This is a genomic window from Streptomyces sp. NPDC050674, from assembly GCF_040654575.1.
Taxonomy (GTDB): domain Bacteria; phylum Actinomycetota; class Actinomycetes; order Streptomycetales; family Streptomycetaceae; genus Streptomyces.
On record NZ_JBFAIG010000003.1, the window covers coordinates 140,139 to 162,595 of the forward strand.

A 22,457-nucleotide genomic window follows, 5' to 3' on the forward strand; every position below is an offset into this window, starting at 1 on the left:
CGGTCCCTGTCAGACGTTGACGCCGAAGTCGGAGGCGATACCGGCCAGACCCGAGGCGTATCCCTGGCCGACGGCACGGAACTTCCACTCCTCGCCGTGCCGGTAGAGCTCGCCGAAGACCATCGCGGTCTCGGTGGAGGCGTCCTCGGACAGGTCGTAGCGGGCGATCTCCTGGCCGCCCGCCTGGTTCACGACCCGGATGAAGGCGTTGCGGACCTGACCGAAGCTCTGGCCGCGGTTCTCGGCGTCGTGGATGGACACCGGGAACACGATCTTGTCGATGCCGGCCGGGACGGCGGCGAGGTTCACCTTGACGGACTCGTCGTCGCCCTCGCCCTCACCGGTGAGGTTGTCGCCGGTGTGCTCGACCGAGCCGTCCGGGCTCTTCAGGTTGTTGTAGAAGACGAAGTGCTGGTCCGACGGCACCTTGCCGGAGGCGTCGAGGAGCAGGGCGGAGGCGTCGAGGTCGTAGTCGGTGCCGGTGGTCGTGCGCACGTCCCAGCCCAGGCCGACCACGACGGCGGTGAGGCCGGGCGCCTCCTTGCTGAGCGAGACGTTGCCGCCCTTGGACAGGGAAACTCCCACGGGGTACTCCTTCTTGAGGGTTCGACAGGTGCGGTGCGGATACCACTCTGAAATCTACAGCAATGTAGAAGTGAACGGGATCGGGATCCGGACCGGCGGATCTATACGATGTCCGCACGGGCAACGCAGGGCGGCGAAACGGAGGCAGGGCGGTGACGGATCCCGGGCAGCGTCCCCGGCGGGGACAGGGCGAGCTGGAGGCGCTGGTGCTGTCGGCGCTGCGGGCGGCGGACGGCCCGGCCACGGCCGGCTGGGTGCAGGAACGCCTCGGCGGGGACCTCGCGTACACGACGGTGATCACGATCCTGACTCGCCTGCTGGGCAAGGGGGCGGTCACCCGGGAGCGGGTGGGCCGGTCCTTCGCCTGGACGCCCGCCTCGGACCAGGCGGGCCTGGCCGCCCGCAAGATGCGCAAGGTGCTGGACGCGGAGAGCGACCGCGGCGCCGTGCTGGCCAGCTTCGTCACCGGCCTCGGCCCCGACGAGGAGCAGCTGCTGCGTGACCTGCTGGATCAGGCCCAGGGCGAAGGGGAAGACTGACACCTCATGGGGGTCTTCGTCTTTCTGCCACTGATCCTTCCGCTCACGGCCTGGCCGGTCGCACGCCTCGCCGAACAGCATCTGCACCCGCGCACCGCCACCCGGCTGCTGACGGCGCTGGCCGTGGTGCTGGCGCTGTGCAGCACGGTGTGCCTCGCGCTGGTGATGGTGGTCGGCACCGCCCAACTGCCCGGCAACCCGCTGCCCGACGGCTGGTCCGACCCGCAGGTGCGGGCGGCCGTGCCGTACGACGAGGTCGTGGGCAAGGCCGCGATTCCCGCGCTGTGCGCGGTGGTGGTCGCCTGCGCGCGGACCGTGCTGCGGCACACGCGGGTACGCCGTCAGGCGCACCTCGCCCTGACCGGGCTGCGGGGGACCCAGGTGGCGGTGCTGCCCGACGCCGTGCCCTACGCGTACGCGCTGCCCCCCGGTGGGCGTACGGGCGGACATGGCAGGCGTGGCCGGGTCGTGGTGACCACGGCCCTGCTCGACGGACTCCGGCCGGCCGAGCGGCGGGCCCTGTTCGCCCACGAGCGGGCGCACCTCGCCGCACGGCACGACCGGCACCTGCTCGCCGTGCAGCTCGCGGCCCGGGCCAACCCGTTCCTGCGGCCACTGCGCACCGCCGTGGCCTTCACGGCGGAGCGGTGGGCGGACGAGGAGGCGGCCCGGGTGGTCGGCAGCCGCCGCACGGTGGCCCGGGCGATCGGCACGGCCGCGCTCGTCTCACGGGGCACCCCCTCGCCCACGCTCGCGGGACTCGCCGCTCCCGGCCCGGTACCGCGCCGGGTGGCGGCCCTGCTCGGCCCGGCCCCCGCCGTGCGCCACTGGCCTCCGGCGTTCACGGCGGTGGGGCTGGCGGCGTGGGGCGCCGCCGCCGGGACGGCCGTCTCGGCGATGTCCTCGGCGAACTCGGCGGTGACGATGGTCCTCATCCTGCACGCGGCGACACCTCTGTGAGGGCCCGGGGACGCCGTCCCCGCCGGGAGCCTGTCGAGGCCTGAGGCGCCCGGGCGACTGCCGTCGGTTCGGCGGGGGCTGTGGGCCGGTGGGCGGTGGTCAGGGTGGCTGGGGGCATGGTGGGGTGGGCCGGGTCGGCGGACTCGGGTGTGACGGTGGTGTGTACCTGCACGCGGCGACACCTGTGTGCGGGGCCGGGGCGGCGGTCCCCGCGGGGCACGGTCGAGGCCTGAGGCGCCCGGGTGACTGCCCGTCGGTTTGGCGGGGGTGGTGCGCCGGTGGTCGGTGTGGCGCCGGGGTCCCGTACGGGCTGACACCGCGGTGCCTCGGAACGCCGGGGACCGATGTGGCCGGGTGGGCCGGTGGGGCGCCGCCGGGCTCCGTCGTGAAGGGGCGGGGCGCGGCGGCGGACCCGTGTCAGCCCTCGTCCTCCTCGTCGCCCTCGAAGAAGTCCCCGACCTCGTCGACGACTTCACCCGCGACCATGCCACCGACGACGCCCGCTGCGAGTCCGGCCGCTCCGGCGGCGACGGCCGTGCCCATGCCGGGTCCCGAGCGGTGGCCGTCGTGGGGCCGGTCGCCGTGCCACTGATCGTGGCCGCCCGGGCCGAAGGGGGCGGGGGAGCCGTAGGCCCCGGGCGAGCCGTACGACGCCCGGTGTTCGACCAGCTGCCGCAGCCAGCCGTCGACGATCGCGGGCCAGTCCTGCTGATGAACTCCCTCGTGGGCGACGGTGAACCGCATGAGCGCGTCCTGGCCCGGCGACAGGAAGCCGCCCCGCTTGTCCGCCTCCAGGACGACCTCCGCGCCGCCCGGGTTCGCCAGGAACGTCAGCTCGATCTCATTGATCTGCTGCGCGTACGCGGGGGAGGGGATCAGCTCGATCTCCTGGAAGAACGGCAGCCGTTGGCCGGAACCGCCGATGCGGCCGTACTCGAGGTCGGCCGACCTGAAGCCGAACCCGAGCCCGCCGAGGGCTTCGAGCACGGCCTCCTGCACGGGCAGCGGCGTGATGGTGAGCGGGTCCAGGTCGCCCTTGTCCTTCGCGCCCGCCACCGACAGCTCGGTGCGCACCCCGAGCACCACGCCGAGGCTCTGCCCGTGCAGTTCGGTGACCGGTGTCTCCCACGGCACGATCACGCTGAACGGCAGGCTGCGCTGCTCGCCCTCCGTGAGCCGGAAGCCGCCGCCGACGGTGAACCGGTCGAAGGTCACGACGCCCTGGCTCTCCCCGCCCTCGTGCTCCGCCTCGACCCGGGCCACCAGCTCCAGGGTGACGTGCTCGATCTCGAAGTCGGCCTTGCCGCCCACGAGGTGGACCTGCCCGGTGAGCGTGCCGCCGGGACGGACGGAGGCGGGACCGAGAACCGTGTCGACCGTGGGGCCGCCGACACCGAGTGCGCCGAGCAGTCGCTTGAACACCATGGTGGCGTCCACTCCTTCATGTGCGGGGGTACTTTCTTCTACAAGCATGTAGAAGCATAGGGGTGGGAGGGCGGAGGGAGGCGGCACTCCGGGGCCCCGCGCGCCGGATTGGCCGAAAAGGGATCACCTCCCGACGCGACAGTGCCGCAGCCCGCCGTTCGGCGGACTGCGGCACCAGTACCCCTCGACGGATGTCAGCAGTCGCGAATGGGGTTGGTCTCGCTGTAGATCGCGGTGTCCTTCATCCAGCCGAGCTTGCCGTTGTCGGCCACTGTCAGCACCCAGCGGGTGGGGTGCGGGCCGCCGACCCAGGCCTGGTTGTCGAGCTTGCAGTAGAACCAGCTGGGGTTGGAGTACATGTGGCCGACCACCGTGGTGGGGTCGGGGTAGATGTGGTTGTTGCCTATGGAGCCGTAGACCGCCGCACCGGACACGTTGTGGCACCAGGTGCGGATGCCGTCTCCGTACGCCCAGCAGTTGTCGGCGGCTGAGGCGCTGGGTGCCATCGCGACTCCCAGGCCACCGGCAAGAACAGTCGCCGCCAGAACCGAACCGAGCTTCGTGCGCATGGAACTCCCCGTGGTCGTGGCCCGGACCGGGCCGTCGTCATGGCCGCCCGGTCGGCGGCGGCCATGTCAACAGACGGTGGCCGAGGGTGCTTCGGTTGCGGAGGAGCACACCTCACTCTTCCGCGACCGTCTCGTGTCACCCCCGGTTCAGCCCACGACCCGGCCCCGTTCGATCCGGTCGATGTCCGGTGTCCAGATGCGGGGAGTGTGGGCGGCCGGGGTGCTGGGCGTGTGGCTCAGGGGGAGTCACACGGCGTTGTTCACGCCCGTACGGCGTTGCGCTCTCGCGCCCGGGTGCGGGCGTCCCGGTGGAACGCCCAGCTCATGTCGGGCTCGATCACCCACCGGAACATCCGTCGCACCGGTGGGGTGCACAGGGCGGTCACGAGTGCCGCGGCGGCGAGCGTCACAACGATCTCGCCCGACGGGCGGTGCACCCACGCCGGCTCGTACCAGCCCCAGAACTTCGACCCCTGGGCCACGAAACCGTGCAGCAGATAACCGTAGAGCGTGCCCGCGCCCAGCGCGGTGAACCAGGCGCGGCGGCCGGGCACCCACGCGAGGAAGCAGGCGACCAGGACCAGCGAGCAACCGAAAATCACCAGCGTCATGACCGGCCCGTACCAGGAGGGCGCCGCGAGCTCCTCGGCACTGTCGCGGTGGTAGAACCAGGCGCCGCTCATGCGCGGCACCGCCCAGTAGGCCACGACCAGCGCGCCCGCGAAGACCGGCACGGCCAGGATCCGCACCGCGCGGCGGCGCACCAGGCGGAAGTGTTCGGGCCGCAGCAGCAGACCGAGGACGAAGTACGGCAGGAACTGCAATGCCCGCTGAAGATCGAGGTCGTTGCCGATGGACGGGGAGAGCGTCGCGAGCATCGCGATGAGCAGGGCGACGGGCAGCGGCCACCGCACGCGCTGCCAGATCGGCGTCGTCAGCCGCCAGATGAACAGGGCCGCGAGGAACCAGGTCAGATAGAGGGGGTCCAGCAGGCTGACCGGCCGGTCCGGATCCTGGTCGGTCCACCGGGTGAACAGGGTGTACGCCGTCTCGAAGACGACGTACGGCACGGCGAGCCCGGTGACCAGGCGCCGGATCCGGCCCGGGCTCGCGTCGAAGGAGCGTGAGAAGTAGCCGGAGATCACGATGAACGCCGGCATGTGGAAGGCGTACACGACCATGTAGAGCGCGCTGACCGCCCGGCTGCCGTCCCGCAAGGGCTCCCAGGAGTGTCCGATCGCCACCAGCACGATCGCCAGGTACTTGGCGTTGTCGAAGAACGCGTCGCGCCGGTCGGCCGGTTGTGGTGCGGGCGGCGTCTGCCGTTCCGTTGCGCCGGGCGTGACGGCGCGTATGCGCAAGGTGTCCTCGCTCATCGCGCCTCCCGGGCGACGTGCGGGGAACCCGGGCGGCTGCGTACGCGTCGTGCCGGAGATGCGGCGGTGGGCTGCCGGTGTGACATCCCCGCCGCCTGACCACTGAGTGGCGGCGTAAACCGCTTTCTTCCGCGGGGTGGCGCGGATCACATCGACGGTGGTCGCCGCCGGGCGGGGAGCCCGGCGGCACCGCCGCACGGGGGTGCGGTCAACTCACGGAACAGTCCGCGCCGTTCAGGGTGAAGGCGGTCGGGGCGGGGTTCGCCGCCGAGCGGGTGGCCGTGAAGCCGAGGGTGACCGAGCCCGAGGCGGGAATCGCCGCGGTGTACGAGGCGGCCGCGACACTCACCTGCGCACCGCTCTGGGTGGCCGTACCGCCCCACAGGTTGGTGACGCGCTGGCTGTCCGGGAAGGTCCAGCGCAGCGTCCAGCCGTTGATCGCCGACGTTCCCGTGTTGCGCAGGACGATCTCCCCCTGGAAGCCGCCGGGCCAGTTGCCCGTCACCCGGTAGCCGACACCGCAGGCCGACGACGAACCGCCCGGGGCGGTCGTGACCGTCACGGTGCCCGAGCGGGGCGAGCGGTTGCCGGCGGCGTCGCGGGCGTAGACGGCGAAGGTGTGGGAGGTCGCCGGGGACAGACCGGTGAGGGTGGCCGTGGTCGCGGTGGTGCTGGTGACGGCCGACTCGGTGCCGCCGCTGATCCGGACGACGTCGTAACCGGTGACGCCCGCCGCGTCGGAGGCGGCGGCCCAGCTCAGGGTGGCGGACGAGGAGGTCACCGCGGAGGCGGTCGGCGTGCCGGGCGCGGTCGGGGGAGTGGTGTCGCCGCCGGTGCCGGAGTAGATCGTGGCCTCCTTGGCGGTGGCGGCGATGCCGTTCGCGCCGTTGAAGAGGCGCCGGCCCCAGGAGGTGAGCTGGTCGGGGTCGAAGTTCGTGACCATGTCCAGGTAGCCGACGTCGCTGCTGTTGCCGCTCCACGACCAGCCGAGGTAGCCGAGACGGAGCTGCTGGGCCACGGCCAGGATGGTGTCCTCGTCGGGGTTGCCGTCCGAGTGGTCGTGGCCGAACTCACCCACCACGATGGGCAGCCGGGCCGTCACGAAGCGGTTCAGATACGCGGTGATCTCGGCGGCGGTGTCGAAGACGCCGTACATGTGCACGGAGAAGACCGTGTTGGCGTCCGGGTCGGCGGCGAAGACCGAGGCGGCGTTGTCACGCATCGTGAACGCCCAGTCCTGGCCCCAGTTAGGCGCGTCCACCATGATCGTGTGGTTGAACCCGGCGTCCCGGAGCTTCTGGATCGCGGCCTTGGTGTCGGCCGTCCACGCCGTGTAGTTGGTGTTGCCGAACGGCTCGTTGCCGATGTTGACGATGACGTAGTCCTCCTGGCCGGCCAGCACGCTCTTCACGCTGATCCAGTAGTCGGCGGCCCGGGAGAGCGAGACGGCTCCGCTCTGCTCGCCGTAGCCCGTGGTGTCGTGCACCTCCAGGACGCAGATCAGCCGGTTCTGCTTGCACTGGGAGACCACGTTCGCCACGTCGGCGGCGTCGTTGCGCGTCCAGCGGTCGCCGCTGGCGAGGACCACCCGGACGGTGTTGGCGCCCTTGGCCTTGATGTGGGCGAGGGAGCTGATCCGGTCCGGATACCAGGTGTGGGCGTGGTTGACGCCCCGCATCACGAAGTCGTTCCCGTCAGCCTCCAGCAGCCGCCCGTTCTGTACCCGGAAACCGGTGGGGGCGGCCTGGGCCGGCGGTGTGAGGACGAGGAGGGACAGGAGGAGGGCGAGCAGGGTGGTGGCCACGGCGGCCAGGCGTGGGGTGGGGGACGCGGGCGTGGGGCGGAGTCTCATGACGGCTCCAGAAGTGGGGGTCGGGTGGGGCGCGTGGTCGGTGGCGCTGTGGTGGTGAACGGGGGCCTGCTGTCGAGGGGTCCGGATGGGCCCGATGCCGGGGTGTCCGCGACCCGGCAGGGCTGTCATCCGGCCGGTGTCCTGCCCGCGCAGGTGACGGTCGCCGCCGGGGTGCCCGACGTTGCAGGGGCGGTGGCGACGAAGCCGAACGTGGCGCTCGCGCCGGGAGCGAGGGCGCCGTTCCAGGCGGCGTTGGTGACGGTCGCCGTGCCGTCGGCGGCCGTGGTGTGGGTGCCGTTCCAGAGCTGGGTGAGGCGTGCGCCGTTCGCGGGTGCGACGGTCGCGGTCCAGCCCGTGACCGCGGCGGCGGACGTGTTCGTCACCGTCACCTCGCCCTGGTAACCGCCTTGCCAGGAGGACACCGTCTTGTAGCGGGCGGTGCAGGCGGCCGGGTCCCCGCCCGGCTCTCCCGGGCCGCCCGGGTCCTGCGGGACACCGGCGTCGAGGACCGCCGCCAGGGCCGGGAACCAGCGGGCGGCGATCTTGCCGTCCCCGGAGGCGTTGGGGTGCACGCCGTCGTAGGTGTCGGTGGCCGTGCTGAACCCGGTCCACTGGTCGACCACGGTGACGGGGGAGAGGTCGGTGCCGGTCGCCCGGGCCCAGGCGGGTATGCGGGCGTTGAGGTCGACCACCCGCTGCGCGCAGGCCCCGCAACTGCTCGGGTTCAGGGGGATGAGCTGGGCGACGAGGATCCGCATGTCCGGATCGGAGGCCCTCATCTGCGCCACGAGCTTGGTGTAGGCGGCGAGGATGCGATCGGGGGAGACACTGCTCCAGACGTCGTTGGTGCCGAAGTGCATGACAACGATGTCCGGCCGCGTGGAGGCCAGCCGGCCGGGCAGCAGGTTCTGGTCGGCCACGTTGGTGACCAGCTCACCGCCGTGACCCTCGTTGTCCCCGTCGTGCGCCTGCCCGCAGCCCTGCGGGGGGAGGGTGCCGACGAAGTCGATGTCCTTGTAGCCGCTGTTGACCAGGCGGTTCCACAGCACGGCCCGCCAGCAGCCCGGCGAGCCGGTGATGGAGTCGCCGAGCGGCATGATGCGGATGGGGTCCGCAGCCGGCGCGGCCGTAGCGCGGGGAGCCGCCGTCATGCCGAGAGCGAGGAGCAGGGCGGCCAGGAACCCGAGTGCGGGCATGACCCGTAAGTGCGGGGACGCGTGGGGGGTTCGGTGCATGGTGGTCCCTTCCCTTGATGAGGTGGGAGCGCTCCCACCACATCAAGCCACTGTTGTCATTGACGCGTCAAGAGGTGGGTGGCGAGCCGGTGGGCCGGATACCGAGTTCGTTGCCGCCGCCGCCCGCTCCCGCCGGGCACACCGCGGAGGTCTTCGGTGAACCCGGATGACGACTGCCTGCCCGTGCCCCGCCGTTGACGGCGTCCCGGGACTTTTGCCGGGCCATGAGGCATTCATGACCGGATGCCCAGAGGGCGGAGTCCATGATGGTCGGCGTCAGTAAGGCATGCCTTGGCTAACCGTTCACGCGGCGGCCTGGCATCGGGCCGGGAGGGCCGCGGCACATGTGGGACGACTCGTTTCCGAGCTTTCTGATCGGGCTGAGGGAAGGGCTGGAGGCCGGGCTCGTCGTCTCGGTGCTCGTCGCCACCCTCGTGCGGGCCGGGGCCACGTCACGGCTGTCGCAGGTGTGGACCGGCGTGCTCGCCGCGATCGCCGTCTCGCTGAGCTTCGGCGCGGTCCTCACCTTCACGGCCGCCTCCCTCTCCACCCCCGCGCAGGAGGCCTTCGGCGGCGCCCTGAGCCTCGTCGCCGTCGCCTTCGTGTCCACCATGGTGTTCTGGATGCGGCGATCCGCCCGCAGCCTGGCGGGCGAAATCAGGGAGAAGGTCACCGAGGCGCTGACCATGGGCGCCGGAGTGCTGATCCTCACCTCCTTCCTCGCGGTCGGGCGCGAGGGCCTGGAGACCGCCCTGTTCCTGTGGACCACCGTCCGCGCGGCGGACGAGTCGGCCGGGCCCCTCACCGGAGCGGGCGCCGGGCTCCTCCTCGCCGCCTTCCTGTGCTGGGGTCTCTACCGCCGGGTGCTGCGCATCGACCTCACCCGCTTCTTCGCCGTCACCGGCGCGGTCCTGATCGTCATCGCGGCGGGCGTCCTCGGCTACGGGCTGCGCGACCTCCAGGAGGGCGCGGTGCTGCCCGACGGGACGGCCTACGCCTTCGACCTGAGCGGCAGCGTCGACGCCGGATCCTGGTACGCCGCTCTGCTCCAGGGCGTGCTCAATCTGACTCCGGCGATGACCTGGCTCCAGGTGATCGGGTACGCCGGATATCTCGCCGTGGTGATGACGCTCTTCGTACGGGGAGGGCGAGGAGGGCCGGGGGCCCCGAGCCGGGAGAGCGCCGGTGCTCCGGCCGGCCGGCCCCTCACCCCCGGCCCCACCCGCCCCCGCTGGCTCGTGCCCGCCGCCGTCGTCGCCGTCCCCGCGCTCCTGGCCGGGCTGGTCGTGGCACTCGCACACCCCGAGCCCGCCGCCGGCCAGACCGTCGCCGTCTCCGCGACGGACTGCGGCCGGGGATTCACCGCTCCCGAGCCGGGACGCCGGGACTTCCGGATGCACAACACCGGGAACCAGACGTCCGAGGTGTATCTGATCGACCCCTCCTCGAACGCGGTCTACGGGGAGATCGAGGGGCTGGCGCCCGGCACCACCCGGGACCTCGTCGCCACCGTGGCGGGCGGAACGTACGCCTGGCGCTGCGTGCCGGCCGACGGCAAAGCCGTCACCTCGAAGACGGTCCGGGTCGGCGGCGCCGCCGGTGCCCACGCCGTCGTGCCCGTCTCGGAGCAGGACCTCGCCGCACCGCTCAGGGCCTACAAGGCCTATGTGAACCGGGGCCTGGCCACGCTCGTCACGCAGACCCGCGAGCTCAGCGGCGACATCCGCGCCGGGCACCTGGCCGCCGCCCGCACCGACTGGCTGACCGCGCACCGCACCTATGCCTCCCTGGGCGCCGCCTACGGCACCTTCGAGGACTTCGACCAGAAGATCGACGGACGGCCCGACGGCCTGCCGGGCGGCGTGCACGACACGCGCTTCACCGGCTTCCACCGGATCGAGTACGGGCTGTGGCACGGCGAGTCCGCCGCCCGGCTCAGGGGCCTGGCACAGCGGCTGGCCGATGACACCGCCGGACTGCGCGAGGCCTTCCCGCACCAGGACTTCGACCCCTCCGACCTGCCTCTGCGCGCCCACGAGATCCTGGAGAACACCCTCCAGTTCGAGCTGACCGGCGACACCGACCAGGGCAGCGGCACCGGACTGGCCACCGCGGACGCCAACCTCGCCGGGACACGCGAACTGCTCGCCGTGCTCAGGCCGTTGCTCACCTCGCGCGCCCCGAAGCTGCTTCCCACCGTCGACGCGGACATCGCACGTGTGCAGAAGCTGCTCGACTCCGCGCACCACGGGGCCGGGTGGACCCCCGTCGACCGGCTCGACCCGGCCACGAAGGCCCGGATCGACGGGACCACGGGGCAACTCCTCGAAGACCTCTCCCCGGTGCCGGACCTGCTCGAGATCAGGAAGTCCGCATGAGCGGCACCCGACTACGCCACCCCGCAGCACACCCCGAAGGGAACACCCCCATGCCGTCCGCCGCCACGCCACCGCCGGGCTGCCCCGCCCACGCCGGCCGCCGCTCCTTCGTGAAGACGGCCCTGGGTGCCGGAGCCGCCGGCGCCGTCCTGGCCGGGGGTGGACTCGCGCTCACCGAGAGCGGCAGCGGCACGGCCCGGGCGGCCGAGCAGGACACCGCTCCGGTGGCCTTCCACGGGCCCCACCAGGCCGGGATCCTCACCCCCGCTCAGGCGGCCGCCGCCTTCGTCTCCTTCGACGTCATCGCCGCCGACCGCGCCGAACTGGCCGACCTGCTGCGCACCCTCACCGAGCGGGCCCGCTTCCTCACCTCCGGCGGCACGCCCGAGGACCTCGGCGTCGGAGCCCCGCCCTCCGACAACGGCATCCTCGGCCCGGCCGTCCCGGCCGACGCGCTCACCGTCACCGTGGGGGTCGGCGCCTCCCTCTTCGACGACCGCTACGGACTCGCCCGGGCCAAGCCGCGCCGTCTCACGCCCATGCGGACCTTCCCCAACGACGACCTGAACCCCGCCGAGTGCCACGGCGACCTGTCCCTGCAACTCTGCGCGGCCCGCCAGGACACCGTGCTGCACGCCCTGCGCGACATCGCCAAGCACACCCGGGGCGCCCTCCAGATCCGCTGGCGCGTCGACGGCTTCCACAACACGCCCCGGCCCAGCGGCGCCCAGCGCAACCTGCTGGGCTTCAAGGACGGCATCGCCAACCCGGACGTGACCTCGGCCCGGGAGATGGACCGGCTGGTGTGGGTCGGCAGGGGCCAGGGCGAACCCGCATGGGCGGCCGGGGGCAGCTATCAGGTCGTCCGGATCATCCGCATGCTCGTGGAGTTCTGGGACCGGGTCTCGCTGTCCGAGCAGGAGCTGATGTTCGGCCGGCGCAAGGACACCGGCGCTCCGCTGGACGGCACGAAGGAGACCGACACCCCGCACTACGCCAAGGACCCGCACGGCACGGCGATCCCGCTCGACGCACACATCCGGCTCGCCAACCCCCGTACCGCGCGGACCGACACCTCCCGCATCCTGCGCCGTGGCTACAACTACGACCGGGGCGTCGACAGCGTCGGCGACCTGGACATGGGACTGGTCTTCTGCTGCTACCAGCAGGACGTGCGCCGCCAGTTCGAGGCCACCCAGACCCGGCTGATCGACGAACCCCTCGTCGACTACATCTCGCCGACCGGCGGCGGCTACTTCTTCGCCCTGCCCGGTGTGCGGGACTCCTCCGACTGGCTGGGCAGCGGGCTGATGTCCACCTGACTCCAGCCGCTCCCTGCCGAGTCCCGTCTTGGCCAGAGGTGTTGATCGAAGACTCGGCGGGCCGCCAGGCAACACCGCGGACCCGTACACGCGATGTTCAGGAGCGCGCGTACGGGTCACCGCGGCCGGCGAGGTGGAGGTCCGCTTCCCGGGCGGCACCCGGGAGCGGGTGCCGCGCTGACGCCGTCAGGCCTCGGCGCGGCTCCGCCTCACCGCCTTCCTCAGCAGCGGCCAGATCAGCAGCAGCACGATCACCGCGTACACGGTCACCGCGAACGGCGTGTCCACCAGACCCGACACACGGCCGTCGCTGATCTGCAGGGCCCGCCGCAACTGCTGCTCGGCGTTCGGGCCGAGGATCACCCCGATCACGGCGGGCAGCACGGGCAGTCCGTAGCGGCGCATGCCGAACCCGATCAGACCGATGACCAGCAGGATCACCAGGTCGGTCACCTCACCGCCGACCGCGTACGCGCCGACCGCCGCGAAGAACATGATCCCGGCGTAGAGGTACGGCCGAGGGATGCGCAGCAGTTTCGCCCACACCGGCGCCAGCGGCAGGTTCAGCGCGAGCAGCAGCACCATGCCGACGAACAGGGAGGCGATCAGGCCCCACACCAGGTCGGGTTCGCGCTCGAAGAGGAGCGGGCCGGGCTGGATGCCGTACTGCTGGAAGGCGGCCAGCATCACGGCCGCGACCGCCGTGGTCGGCAGGCCCAGGGTCAGCATCGACACCAGGGTCCCGGCCGCCGAGGCCGACGCCGCCGACTCGGGGCCCGCGACGCCCTCGATGGCGCCCTTGCCCCACTCGTCCTTGTGCCGGGACAGCCGCTTCTCCGTCACGTAGGACAGGAAGGTGGGGATCTCGGCGCCGCCCGCCGGGATCGCGCCGAACGGGAAGCCGATGAACGGCCCGCGCAGCCACGACCTCCAGGTCCGTTTCACGTCGTCGCGCCCCAGCCAGGGCCGCCCCACCGGGATCGGCTCCGGCGGCCTGCGCCGCAGGTGCGCCGCCACCCACAGCGCCTCTCCGATGGCGAAGAGCCCGACCGCGACGATCACCACGTCGATGCCGTCGGCCAGTTGCAGCGAGCCGAACGTCAGGCGCTGCTGGCCGGTCATCTGGTCCAGGCCCACCAGACCGAGGGTGAGGCCGATCAGCAGGGAGGCCAGACCCCGGACGCGGGACGAGCCGAGCACCGAGGTCACCGCGATGAACGCCAGCACCATCAGGGCGAAGTAGTCCGGCGCGCCGATGTCGACGGCGAGTTCCGCGACCGTCGGCGCGAGCGCCACCAGCAGCAGCGTGCCGATCATGCCGCCCGCGAAGTGCCCGATGGCGGCCGCCGCGAGGGCCTGCGCGCCGCGCCCGGACTTGGCCATGGGGTTGCCCTCCATGGCCGCCACCACGGCAGCGCTCTCACCCGGGGTGTTGAGCAGGATGGAGGTGGTCGAGCCGCCGAACATGGCGCCGTAGTAGATGCCCGCGAACATGATGAACGCGCCGGTCGGGTCGAGCCCGTACGTCACCGGCAGCAGCAGCGCCACCGCCATCGCCGGGCCGATGCCGGGCAGGACCCCGATGGCCGTGCCGAGCAGGACACCGATCGCGGCCCAGAGCAAGTTGACGGGGGTGAGGGCCGTACCGAAGCCGTCCAGGAGCGAGTTGAAGGCGTTCATGTCACAGCACTCCCATCAGGGGGCCGCCGGGCAGGGGCACGCCGAGCAGGTTGTCGAAGACGACGTAGGTGACGAGGGAGAGTCCGGCCGCGATGAGCGGATCACGGTCGACGCGGCGGCTGCCCAGCGCGAACGCCGCGCCCCAGAACAGCAGCGCCCCGGCTACGGGGAAACCGGCCGGCTCGATCAGGACGGCCGCGCCGAGGAACACTCCGGCGAGCAGCAGGACCGTGCGCCAGTCGGCGGGCTCGGACAGGTCGACGTCCTCACCGCCCTCGGCCTGCCCCCGGCCGCCGCGCAGCACGTCGAGGGCGAGCAGCGCGGCGATGACCAGCAGGCCGGCGCCGACCACGACCGGCACGGTCTTCGGCCCGACCGGGCCGCGCTGGGCGATGTCGACGTCCATGGTGAGCGCGTCGGTCAGCACGAGCACGCCCAGCGCCAGCAGCAGGACACACACGCCGAGTTCGGAGTGCTCGCGCAGCCAGGAGCGGCGCTCGCCCTGCCCGGCGGGCGGGGTGTCGGTGGTCCGCGTCGTCACAGCCCCAGCTCCTTCAGCACCGCGACCACGCGCTTGTCCTCGGCGTCGAGGAACGCGCCGAACTTCTCGCCCGTGAGGAAGGCGTCGTCCCAGCCGTTCCGCTCCAGCGACGCGCGCCACTCGTCCGAGTCGTGGAGCTCCTCGACCAGCCGTACGAGCCTCTTCCGCTCGGTGTCGTCGAGTCCGGGAGGGGCGACGATGCCGCGCCAGTTGGTGAAGTTCACGTCGTAGCCCGCCTCCTCGAGCGTGGGGGCGTCCAGTCCCTCCACACGCTCCGGGCCGGTGACGGCGAGCAGGCGCAGCTCGCCCGCCTTGATCTGGTCCAGGTACTCGCCGACCCCGGAGACACCGAAGGCGACCTTGTTGCCGAGGATGGAGGCGAGCAGTTCGCCGCCGCCGTCGAAGGGGATGTAGTTGACCTGCTTCGGAGGGATGCCGGCGGCCTTGGCCATCAGCATCGGCGCGAGGTGGTCCGGCCCGCCGGGCGACGACCCGCCGCCCACCGGGAGTTTGCCCGGGCTCTCCTTCCAGGCGCCGATCAGATCGTCGATCGTCTTGTACGGCGAGTCCTTCGCGACCACCACCACGTCCTGCTCCTCGGTGAGCCGGGCGATCGGCGTGGTGTCGCCGAGCGTCCTGGGCGCGTCGTTGGAGCGGACGGCGCCCACGACCCCGAGACCCATGGACATGGCGAGCTTGCCGTTGCCGTGCTCGCTCACCAGCCGGGTCAGGCCCACCGTGCCGCCGGCGCCGGGCAGGTTGAACACCTCGACGTTGTGGGTGAGTCCGGCGTCCTCGGCGTTCTTCGCGGCCGTGCGGGCCGTGATGTCGTAGCCGCCGCCGGGCGTGTTGGGGACCATGAGGCGCAGGCCCGGGATCCGTGTGCCGGTCTCGGAACCGCTGCCGGTGGTCAGCAGCGGCGGCCCGAGGAGCACGAGCACGGCGGCCCCGAGCAGGGCGAGGGGGGTGCGCAGGCGCACGAGTGCCACCACCTGTCGGTACGTCGATGCGGGTAGGTGTACGCCCTGTGGGGGAGCGTGGCGTGGGCCACATGGTGCCCGGGCATCGACAGGCTGTCTGCCTTGCGAAACCAACGGAGGTTTTGGTCATTGCGGTAACCGGGCGGGGCGTGGTGTGGCCCCGCGCCGCGGCAGGCGAACGGCCCCGGCGCCGATGCGCCGGGGCCGTCCGCGAACAAGGCGGTTCAGCGGCCTCTAGGCCGTGTGGATCTCCAGGGCCGCCCGCACGGCGGACTCCAGGGCCCCCTCGATCCACGCCGGCTTGACGGACGTGTGGTCGCCCGCGAAGTGCAACGGTCCCTCAGGCAGGGGGATGACCGGGAGCAACTCCGTGTGCTGGCCGGGCAGCAGCACGGACGCCTCCCCGTAGGCGTACGGGTCGCGCAGCCAGCTCTGCGTACGTCCCGCGCCGGTGTAGAAGACCTCGATGCGCCGGCCGTAGACCTCCTGGAGACCGCACAGGGCGTGCGGATAGCGCGCCTCGTCGTCCAGAGAGTCCCAGCGCAGCGCGTCGTCCGCCCAGCTGTAGGAGGCCAGCACGACACCCCCCTTGCTGCCGGGCACCGGATGGGAGGGGTTGAACATGAACCGGTTGGCGTTGTCCGACACCGAACCGCCGCCCACCACGCCGGTCGCCTCGGGCTGGTCGCGCCCGCTGGCGCGGTTGGCGGCGTAGTGGGTGCGCTGACCCGCTGTGATGTGCCCGCCGGGGACCGAGGGGTGGGCGCCGAGGAGGCTGCCGTCCGCGGCGGCGCGTCCGGTGCGGTACGCGTCGTACAGACCCGGGTCGACGGCGTTCAGCTCGCGCTTCCAGTCGGCCTCGTCGAACTCCCACCAGCGGCGGCTGAACTCCAGCAGCACCTTGGTCGCGCAGTCGTAGTGCAGTTCGCTGACCGCGCGGCGCTTGCCGTAGGACAGGGGCGGGTTGATCTGCACGTGGCGCAGGCCGGAGAACGGCACGGTGACCACCGCGACGTCCGCGGTGAACTGCTCGCGCACGACCGGCCCGCCGCGGCCCTCGGACACGGTGTCCACCCACACGTGCGGACCCTTGCCCCGGACGTGACCGGCTTCCGGAGCGGGGCGATCGGGGTGGTGGTAGTCGATGCGTGTGACCCGGCGGTCGAACCGCACCTCCTCACGCACCTGTTCCAGCAGCGCGTCCGCGAGTACGGCCGTGCCGCCCTCCAGTTCGTAGAACGGGGTGTCGGGGCTGATGAGGGAGGAGCCGATGAAGCTGTGGATGAAGGAGAGCGGGAGGCGCGAGGTGAGGTTCTCCAGGGTGCCGATCAGGTCGATCGTCCGCTCGTCCAGACCGGCGTGCTCGGTCAGGAAGCGGTACATCGACCAGTCACCGAACCGCCGCACCACCCGCGCCCAGCCCCGCAGTTGCTCCGGGAGCGGCTTGGGGACCCGCTTGCCGTCGGACCCGACGCGGCTGAACTCGTCACGCACCGGGTCCAGCGCCGAGCGCAGGATGGCGGCTGCCGGGGTGTCCCAGTGGGCTCGGGGCACACCGAAGGACCGGTTCACGCGCCGGGGTGCCCGGGCATAGTCGGTGCGCCGCACACGGATGCCGTTGACGTGGATCCAGGTGCGGCCGGCGGGACGTCCGTCGGCGTCCACGTCGACGTAGTGGAAGCGCCGCTTCTTGAGGTCGAACTGGTCGATCAGTTCCATCACCAGGGGATGGCTGCCGGGGAGGCGCATCGCGCCCGCCTCGGCGTACTGGAGGGGATCGGCGAAGGGCTGCTCGGCGTCCTCGTGGCCGCCCTTGCGGAAGGTCTTGACGCGACCGCCCGCCCGGTTGCCGTTGGCCTCCAGGACCGTCACCCGGTGACCGGCCTTCTTCAGCAGCCACGCGGCGACCAGCCCGGCCGGTCCGGCGCCGATGACGAGGACGTTCTGGGGGCGTGTCCGGCGCTGGGCCGGCAGCCCGTTCTTGAGGACGCGCTGGTAGCGGGGGACGAGAGGACGGTCGTGGGAGTCCAGGACGAGCAGGGCGCGGGCGACGGCGAGGCACCTGTCGGCGTCGGCGCCCCGTCTGCCGGCCGGTGCGGCCGGTGCCGCCGGTGCGGGCACAGCCGTGGCGGCACCACCGGTCAGGGCCGTCGCCACCGTGGCCGTACCGGCCACCGCCGCGAAGCTCCTGCGGGAGAAACCGCCGTCCGAGTGCGCAACCGCGTGATCTTCAGTCATGGCGGCCTTTCTAGTGGCGGCTCCGGCCCGGGCACCGTCCTTCGCCCGGCCGTTGACCCTAAGGAGCGAACCGGCCGCGAAACCTGACGTCAGGGCGGGGCCGCCGAAGCCGGCCGGCCCCGGGCACCCGAAGGAATGAATGCGCGGCGAACCGCGGCCGGCACCCCGCCCGAGCCCGCACACTGCGACATGCGGAGGCACCTCCGCGCTCTTTGGCCGCCGGCGCACCTGGCGCATCGCGAACGCGGCGCCGACCGGCGCCAGGAGAAGTCGGGGCGACGGAGGGGGACAAGTGGCGCAGCGGGGCGCTCCGTTGGGCGACCGGGCCCGTTACTGGTTCGACAACACCCTGGCCCGTGGGGCCTCGGCGATCGTCGGCTGGATGGCGCTGCTGTGCCTGGCCGTCGTCGTCCCGGCCAGCGCGGTGGTGGTGTGGACCGACCCGGACGCGCCGCGGTCCCTGCCGGGCCGGCTGGCCGCGGTGTGGCACCTCACCGGCGAGACCCTGCGGCTGGGCGGCGCGACCGGGACACCGCTGCGCGTGACGATGTCGGTGCTGCTCGCCCTGGTCGCCCTGCTGTACGTCTCGACGCTCGTCGGTCTGATCACGACGGCGCTCACCGAGCGGCTCACCGCGTTGCGGCGGGGCCGTTCCACCGTGCTGGAACGCGGGCACGTGGTGGTCCTGGGCTGGTCGGAGCAGGTGTTCACGGTCGTCGGCGAACTGGTGGCCGCCAACGCCAACCAGCGTCGCGCGGCGGTGGCGGTGCTGGCCGACCGGGACAAGACCGCGATGGAGGAGGCGCTGGCCACCAAGGTCGGTCAGTTCGGCCGTACGCGGCTGATCTGCCGCAGCGGCCCCACCACCGACCCGGCGGTGCTCACCCTGACCAGCCCGGCGACGGCCGGTGTCGTGCTGGTCCTGCCGCGCGACGAGCCCGACGCCGACGCCGAGGTGGTCAAGACGCTGCTGGCGCTGCGGGCCGCCCTGCCCGGGGAAGGGCCGCGTCCGCCCGTCGTCGCCGCCGTACGGGACGACCGCTACCGCCTTGCCGCCACGCTCGCCGCCGGGCCGGGCGGTGTGGTCCTGGAGGCCGACACCGTCACCGCCCGGCTGATCGTCCAGGCCGCCCGCCGCCCCGGGCTGTCCCTCGTCCACCAGGAGCTTCTCGACTTCGCCGGTGACGAGTTCTACCTCGTCGCCGAACCGGCCCTGGCGGGGCGCCCGTTCGGCGACGCGCTGCTGTCCTACCCGACGTCGAGCGTCGTCGGGATCGTGCGCGGCGACAGCCCCGTGCTCAACCCGCCGCCGCACACGCCCCTCGCCGAGGAGGACTTGCTCATCGTCATCTCCCGGGACGACGACACGGTCTGGCCGGCGGACTGCGCGGACGCGGTCGAGAAGGCGGCGATGGCCTGCGGCCCCCCGACGCCGGCAGGGCCGGAGCGGGTCCTCCTGCTCGGCTGGAACCGCCGGGCACCCCTCATGGTCGACCAGTTGCGCCGCCGCGCCCGGCCCGGATCGTCCGTCGACGTGGTCGCGGACGGGGACGCGGCGACGGTCCGTGAGGTGAGCGAGGCCGACGCGTACCACGGCAGCGACCTGACCCTGACCCTGCACCACGGCGACGTCACCCGTCCCGAGACGCTGCGGTACCTGGACGTGCACTCCTACGACAGCATCATCGTGCTCGGCAGGGACCCCGCCCCAGGACAGCCGTACGAGGACCCCGACAACCGCACGCTCGTGACACTCCTGCTGCTGCGCCGCCTGGAGGAGGCCTCCGGGCGCGAACTGCCCGTCGTCACCGAACTGACCGACGACCGCAACCGGGCACTGGCCCCCATCGGGCCCGGCGCCGACGTGATCATCAGCGGCAAGCTCATCGGTCTGCTCATGGCGCAGATTTCCCAGAACCGGCACCTGGCGGCGGTGTTCGAGGAGCTGTTCTCCGCCGACGGCACCGGCGTCCGACTGCGGCCGGCCGGCGACTACGTACTGCCCGGGTGCGAGACGACCTTCGCCACCGTCGTGGCCGCGGCACGCCGGCGTGGCGAGTGCGCCATCGGTTACCGCAGCCGGGAGGGCGCGTCCACCGGTCCGGGCTACGGGGTGCGGATCAACCCGCCCAAGGCGGAACGGCGTGGCTGGACGGCACAGGACGAGGTGATCGTCGTCGGTGAGGACTGAGGCGGCAGAATGCCCCCGATTTCGGCGAAGAAACTCAGGGATTCGACTGTGTGTTCGCCTTATGGCGGGGCACCAGAGGGATCGGAGGTTGATGACTATGGTTCCCCTGCTTCTCGTCCTGCTGCTGGCCCTGGTGCTGTTCGGTGCGGGCTTCGCACTGAAGGCCCTGTGGTGGATCGCGGTGATCGTGCTGGTGCTGTGGCTGCTCGGGTTCGTGCTGCGCAGCGCGGACAGTGGCGGCCGAAAGGGCCGCTGGTATCGCTGGTAGACCGGCCGGACAGGTCCGACCGATTCACACCGCCGTCTGCGGCGAACCAAACGTCGGGAATGGGGTAAACGAAAGTGACCCGTATTCCTTCGAGGAAAGGCGTTCCTGTTCCATGGCCGATACACAAGACGTCGTAGAACTCATTCTTCAGGACCACCGGCGCATGGAAGACCTCTTCCGTCAGATGCGGAGCGTCGAAGCCGACCGGGCGGGTGCGTTGCGGGAATTCGCGGATCTGCTGATCGCGCACGCACAGGCCGAGGAGGCCGAGGTCTATCCGGCGCTCAAGCGCTACAAGAACATCGACGACGAAGAGGTCGAGCACGGCGAACACGAGCACGACGAGGGCAACGAGGCCCTTCTGGAGCTCCTCCAGGTCGAGGAGGTCGGCTCCGACGAGTGGGACTCGAAGCTCGAGGAGCTGGTGGAAGCCGTCACCCACCACGCCGACGAGGAGGAGCGCACCATTCTCAACGGCGCGCGCGAGAACGTGGCGATGGAGCGCCGGGAAGAGCTCGGCCGGGCCTTCGCGCAGGAGCGTGAACGCCAGCTGAAGTCCGGCTGCGGCTCCGTGGACAACGTACGCAAGATCGTCGAGTCCTGACTCCGTCGGGTCTGACTCCGTCGGGTCCCGACCCGGCCGTACCGGCCCTGAGGGCCACCGCTCACGGGCGGTGACCTCAGGGCCGGTCGCCGTCATGGACCGCTAGGGCATGCTCCGCGCCGCGCAGGTGACGTCCCGCGCGGGCAGCCGCCCTGTCGCGAGGTACGCGTTGACCGCGTCGTCGGCGCACGCCGACCCGTACACGCCGTACACCGCGTGCTGGTCGGCCCCCTTCAGGGTGATCAGGCGCGAGGAGCGCCACCGCTCGCGGACGGCTTTGGCGCTGTCGTAGGTGGTGCGCGGGTCACCGGTGGCGTTCACCAGCAGGGCCGGCAGGTCGCCACGGATCCTGGTCGGGAGCTCACGCGGACGGTCCCAGTACGCGCACGGGTTGACGTTGTTCGTCACGGGCCCGAACAGCGGGTCCAGGGCGCGGGCGCGCTGGACGTCACGCCAGTACACCTCGGGGTCGCGTGGCGCGGCGTTGTCGCCGCACACGATCGCCGTCTGCGCACTGCCGTAGGGCGAGTCGGCTCCCGTGAGCAGGAAGCCGAGCGCCCCGGCGAGCCACCGGGAGGGCGTCACCCGCTCCCCCCGCGATGCCCGCAGCAGGTCCCGCACCCCCTGCGCGAAGTCTCCGTACGCGGCGGCGTTGTGCTGCGAGAGACCGTTGAGGACGACGATCGGCAGCACGTGCTCGTCCAGCCGGTGGTCGCCGAGCCGCAGCGGGGTCCGGCCGGCGGCGACCCGGACGCGCTCCACGGCGGCCAGCACCTCACCCCGCGTCCGGCCCAGCCCGTAGGTGGCGTCGCGGGCGGCGGCCCAGGAGGCCCAGCCCCGCAGGGCGTGCCGGTTGGAGGGCTCGACGCCCCGCAGCAGCCGGGTGCTGTAGCGGTCCGGCTCGATGACACCGTCCAGCACGACCCGGTCCGTGCGTCCCGGGAACATCGAGGTGTACACCTCGCCGAGGTAACTGCCGTAGGAGTAGCCGAGGTAGGAGATCCGCCGCTCACCGAGCGCCGCCCTGACGACATCCATGTCGCGCGCGGTGTTCCGGGTGGTGGCGTGGGGGAGCGCCTCGCCCGCGTGGGCGCGGCAGCGGCCGGCGAGGTCCTGCGAGAAGGCCGCCACCCGGTCGAAGCCGGCCCGGTCCTCACCCGCCGAGCGCCAGGCCGATCCCGTCGGCCAGCGGCAGTCGAGCGGCGTGCTGCGGCCGATGAATCGGGGGTCGACGCCCACCACGTCGTACCGCGCGGCGACGCCCTTCATCGCCTCGCGCACCCACGGAGGGTCGCCGAGCGAGGGTCCGCCCGGGCCGCCGCCGTTGAGGAGCAGGGGGCCGACGCGGCGGCCGGTGTCGGTGGCGCGTATGCGGGAGATGGCGACGGTGATCGTACGGCCGCCGGGATCGGAGTAGTCCAGGGGCACCGTCACGTCGGCGCAGCGGGCTCCGGCGCGCTCCAGTTCCCTGCCGGTCGCGTCGTCCGGTCCGAGCACGCAGCTCTTCCAGGTGAGGTGCTGGTGGTGGTACCGGGCGAGCGGGTCCGGCGCGGCCCGGGCCGTCGCGGGCAGGGCGGTGACGGCGAGGGCGGTGGCCGTGAGGGCGAGAGCGGTGCGTCTGGCCGTGCCCCAGGAGCGGGATAACACGCGGCTGTCCTTTCTGTCGCCGATGTCCCTCGCCGGGCCGGCCGGGGCCTGCCCGGGAGGGCGCTGT

At 72.3% G+C, this 22,457-nt stretch carries 18 protein-coding genes; 7 read left to right on the top strand and 11 right to left on the bottom strand.

Going from position 1 to position 22,457, the window contains the following annotated elements:
- Positions 1–9: 9 nt before the first annotated feature.
- Positions 10–585 carry a TerD family protein gene (locus AB0I06_RS07555; RefSeq protein ID WP_363117821.1) on the bottom strand — a complete coding sequence of 192 codons (576 nt, stop codon included), beginning with the start codon at positions 583–585 and terminating at the stop codon, positions 10–12.
- 152 nt (positions 586–737) lie between these two features.
- Here AB0I06_RS07555 and AB0I06_RS07560 point away from each other — a divergent pair, with 152 nt between their 5' ends.
- Both AB0I06_RS07560 and AB0I06_RS07565 read left to right on the top strand, forming a co-directional pair.
- Positions 738–1,124 carry a BlaI/MecI/CopY family transcriptional regulator gene (locus AB0I06_RS07560; RefSeq protein ID WP_363117823.1) on the top strand — a complete coding sequence of 129 codons (387 nt, stop codon included), beginning with the start codon at positions 738–740 and terminating at the stop codon, positions 1,122–1,124.
- 6 nt (positions 1,125–1,130) lie between these two features.
- Positions 1,131–2,084: a M56 family metallopeptidase gene (locus AB0I06_RS07565; protein WP_363117824.1), complete on the top strand. Its 954-nt coding sequence runs from the start codon at positions 1,131–1,133 to the stop codon at positions 2,082–2,084.
- Positions 2,085–2,501: 417 nt separating this feature from the next.
- On the opposite strand, the gene AB0I06_RS07570 is transcribed toward AB0I06_RS07565, so the two are convergent.
- The 5 genes from AB0I06_RS07570 to AB0I06_RS07590 all read right to left on the bottom strand — a co-directional run bounded on the left by AB0I06_RS07570 (position 2,502) and on the right by AB0I06_RS07590 (position 8,541).
- On the bottom strand, positions 2,502–3,509 hold the full coding sequence (locus AB0I06_RS07570) for a sporulation protein (protein ID WP_363117825.1): 1,008 nt from the start codon (positions 3,507–3,509) through the stop codon (positions 2,502–2,504).
- A 194-nt stretch (positions 3,510–3,703) separates the two neighbouring features.
- Positions 3,704–4,078 (bottom strand): hypothetical protein, encoded by a 375-nt coding sequence (locus tag AB0I06_RS07575; protein WP_363117826.1) that lies wholly within the window; start codon positions 4,076–4,078, stop codon positions 3,704–3,706.
- Between the two features lie 260 nt (positions 4,079–4,338).
- Complete coding sequence (locus AB0I06_RS07580) at positions 4,339–5,454, bottom strand: acyltransferase family protein (RefSeq protein ID WP_363117827.1); 1,116 nt, start codon at positions 5,452–5,454, stop codon at positions 4,339–4,341.
- Between the two features lie 208 nt (positions 5,455–5,662).
- Positions 5,663–7,306, bottom strand: coding sequence for a cellulase family glycosylhydrolase (locus AB0I06_RS07585; protein ID WP_363117828.1), 1,644 nt, complete (start codon positions 7,304–7,306; stop codon positions 5,663–5,665).
- A gap of 125 nt (positions 7,307–7,431) precedes the next feature.
- Complete coding sequence (locus AB0I06_RS07590) at positions 7,432–8,541, bottom strand: GDSL-type esterase/lipase family protein (RefSeq protein ID WP_363117829.1); 1,110 nt, start codon at positions 8,539–8,541, stop codon at positions 7,432–7,434.
- Positions 8,542–8,885: 344 nt separating this feature from the next.
- Here AB0I06_RS07590 and efeU point away from each other — a divergent pair, with 344 nt between their 5' ends.
- Together efeU and efeB are read left to right on the top strand one after the other, a co-directional pair.
- Positions 8,886–10,919: an iron uptake transporter permease EfeU gene (efeU, locus tag AB0I06_RS07595; protein ID WP_363117830.1), complete on the top strand. Its 2,034-nt coding sequence runs from the start codon at positions 8,886–8,888 to the stop codon at positions 10,917–10,919.
- 50 nt (positions 10,920–10,969) lie between these two features.
- Positions 10,970–12,241, top strand: coding sequence for an iron uptake transporter deferrochelatase/peroxidase subunit (efeB, locus tag AB0I06_RS07600; protein WP_363118038.1), 1,272 nt, complete (start codon positions 10,970–10,972; stop codon positions 12,239–12,241).
- A gap of 186 nt (positions 12,242–12,427) precedes the next feature.
- Here efeB and AB0I06_RS07605 read toward each other — a convergent pair whose 3' ends face one another.
- The 4 genes from AB0I06_RS07605 to AB0I06_RS07620 all read right to left on the bottom strand — a co-directional run bounded on the left by AB0I06_RS07605 (position 12,428) and on the right by AB0I06_RS07620 (position 17,680).
- Entirely contained in the window at positions 12,428–13,921 is a 1,494-nt protein-coding gene (locus AB0I06_RS07605) for a tripartite tricarboxylate transporter permease (protein WP_363117831.1), read from the bottom strand.
- Between the two features lies 1 nt (position 13,922).
- On the bottom strand, positions 13,923–14,462 hold the full coding sequence (locus AB0I06_RS07610) for a tripartite tricarboxylate transporter TctB family protein (protein WP_363117832.1): 540 nt from the start codon (positions 14,460–14,462) through the stop codon (positions 13,923–13,925).
- Entirely contained in the window at positions 14,459–15,442 is a 984-nt protein-coding gene (locus AB0I06_RS07615; RefSeq protein ID WP_363118039.1) for a tripartite tricarboxylate transporter substrate binding protein, read from the bottom strand. Before AB0I06_RS07615 ends, AB0I06_RS07610 begins: the two co-directional genes overlap by 4 nt.
- Before the next feature lie 234 nt (positions 15,443–15,676).
- Positions 15,677–17,680 carry an FAD-dependent oxidoreductase gene (locus AB0I06_RS07620; RefSeq protein WP_363117833.1) on the bottom strand — a complete coding sequence of 668 codons (2,004 nt, stop codon included), beginning with the start codon at positions 17,678–17,680 and terminating at the stop codon, positions 15,677–15,679.
- Positions 17,681–17,972: 292 nt separating this feature from the next.
- On the opposite strand from AB0I06_RS07620, the gene AB0I06_RS07625 reads away from it, so the two are divergent.
- The 3 genes from AB0I06_RS07625 to AB0I06_RS07635 all read left to right on the top strand — a co-directional run bounded on the left by AB0I06_RS07625 (position 17,973) and on the right by AB0I06_RS07635 (position 20,743).
- Positions 17,973–19,871 carry an NAD-binding lipoprotein gene (locus AB0I06_RS07625; RefSeq protein ID WP_363117834.1) on the top strand — a complete coding sequence of 633 codons (1,899 nt, stop codon included), beginning with the start codon at positions 17,973–17,975 and terminating at the stop codon, positions 19,869–19,871.
- A 97-nt stretch (positions 19,872–19,968) separates the two neighbouring features.
- Positions 19,969–20,139, top strand: a complete 171-nt coding sequence (locus tag AB0I06_RS07630) for a DUF5670 family protein (RefSeq protein WP_221754361.1) — start codon at positions 19,969–19,971, stop codon at positions 20,137–20,139.
- 112 nt (positions 20,140–20,251) lie between these two features.
- Positions 20,252–20,743 (top strand): hemerythrin domain-containing protein, encoded by a 492-nt coding sequence (locus AB0I06_RS07635; protein WP_363117835.1) that lies wholly within the window; start codon positions 20,252–20,254, stop codon positions 20,741–20,743.
- A gap of 102 nt (positions 20,744–20,845) precedes the next feature.
- On the opposite strand, the gene AB0I06_RS07640 is transcribed toward AB0I06_RS07635, so the two are convergent.
- Positions 20,846–22,390: an alpha/beta hydrolase gene (locus AB0I06_RS07640; RefSeq protein WP_363117836.1), complete on the bottom strand. Its 1,545-nt coding sequence runs from the start codon at positions 22,388–22,390 to the stop codon at positions 20,846–20,848.
- Between the last annotated feature and the right edge of the window lie 67 nt (positions 22,391–22,457).

Bases quoted from the DNA above. Each gene is read 5' to 3' on its own strand.
- AB0I06_RS07565 (WP_363117824.1), top strand. From the start codon at position 1,131: ATGGGGGTCTTCGTCTTTCTGCCACTGATCCTTCCGCTCACGGCCTGG.
- AB0I06_RS07570 (WP_363117825.1), bottom strand. From the start codon at position 3,509: ATGGTGTTCAAGCGACTGCTCGGCGCACTCGGTGTCGGCGGCCCCACG.
- AB0I06_RS07575 (WP_363117826.1), bottom strand. From the start codon at position 4,078: ATGCGCACGAAGCTCGGTTCGGTTCTGGCGGCGACTGTTCTTGCCGGT.
- AB0I06_RS07580 (WP_363117827.1), bottom strand. From the start codon at position 5,454: ATGAGCGAGGACACCTTGCGCATACGCGCCGTCACGCCCGGCGCAACG.
- AB0I06_RS07585 (WP_363117828.1), bottom strand. From the start codon at position 7,306: ATGAGACTCCGCCCCACGCCCGCGTCCCCCACCCCACGCCTGGCCGCC.
- AB0I06_RS07590 (WP_363117829.1), bottom strand. From the start codon at position 8,541: ATGCACCGAACCCCCCACGCGTCCCCGCACTTACGGGTCATGCCCGCA.
- efeU (WP_363117830.1), top strand. From the start codon at position 8,886: ATGTGGGACGACTCGTTTCCGAGCTTTCTGATCGGGCTGAGGGAAGGG.
- efeB (WP_363118038.1), top strand. From the start codon at position 10,970: ATGCCGTCCGCCGCCACGCCACCGCCGGGCTGCCCCGCCCACGCCGGC.
- AB0I06_RS07605 (WP_363117831.1), bottom strand. From the start codon at position 13,921: ATGAACGCCTTCAACTCGCTCCTGGACGGCTTCGGTACGGCCCTCACC.
- AB0I06_RS07620 (WP_363117833.1), bottom strand. From the start codon at position 17,680: ATGACTGAAGATCACGCGGTTGCGCACTCGGACGGCGGTTTCTCCCGC.
- AB0I06_RS07630 (WP_221754361.1), top strand. From the start codon at position 19,969: ATGGTTCCCCTGCTTCTCGTCCTGCTGCTGGCCCTGGTGCTGTTCGGT.
- AB0I06_RS07635 (WP_363117835.1), top strand. From the start codon at position 20,252: ATGGCCGATACACAAGACGTCGTAGAACTCATTCTTCAGGACCACCGG.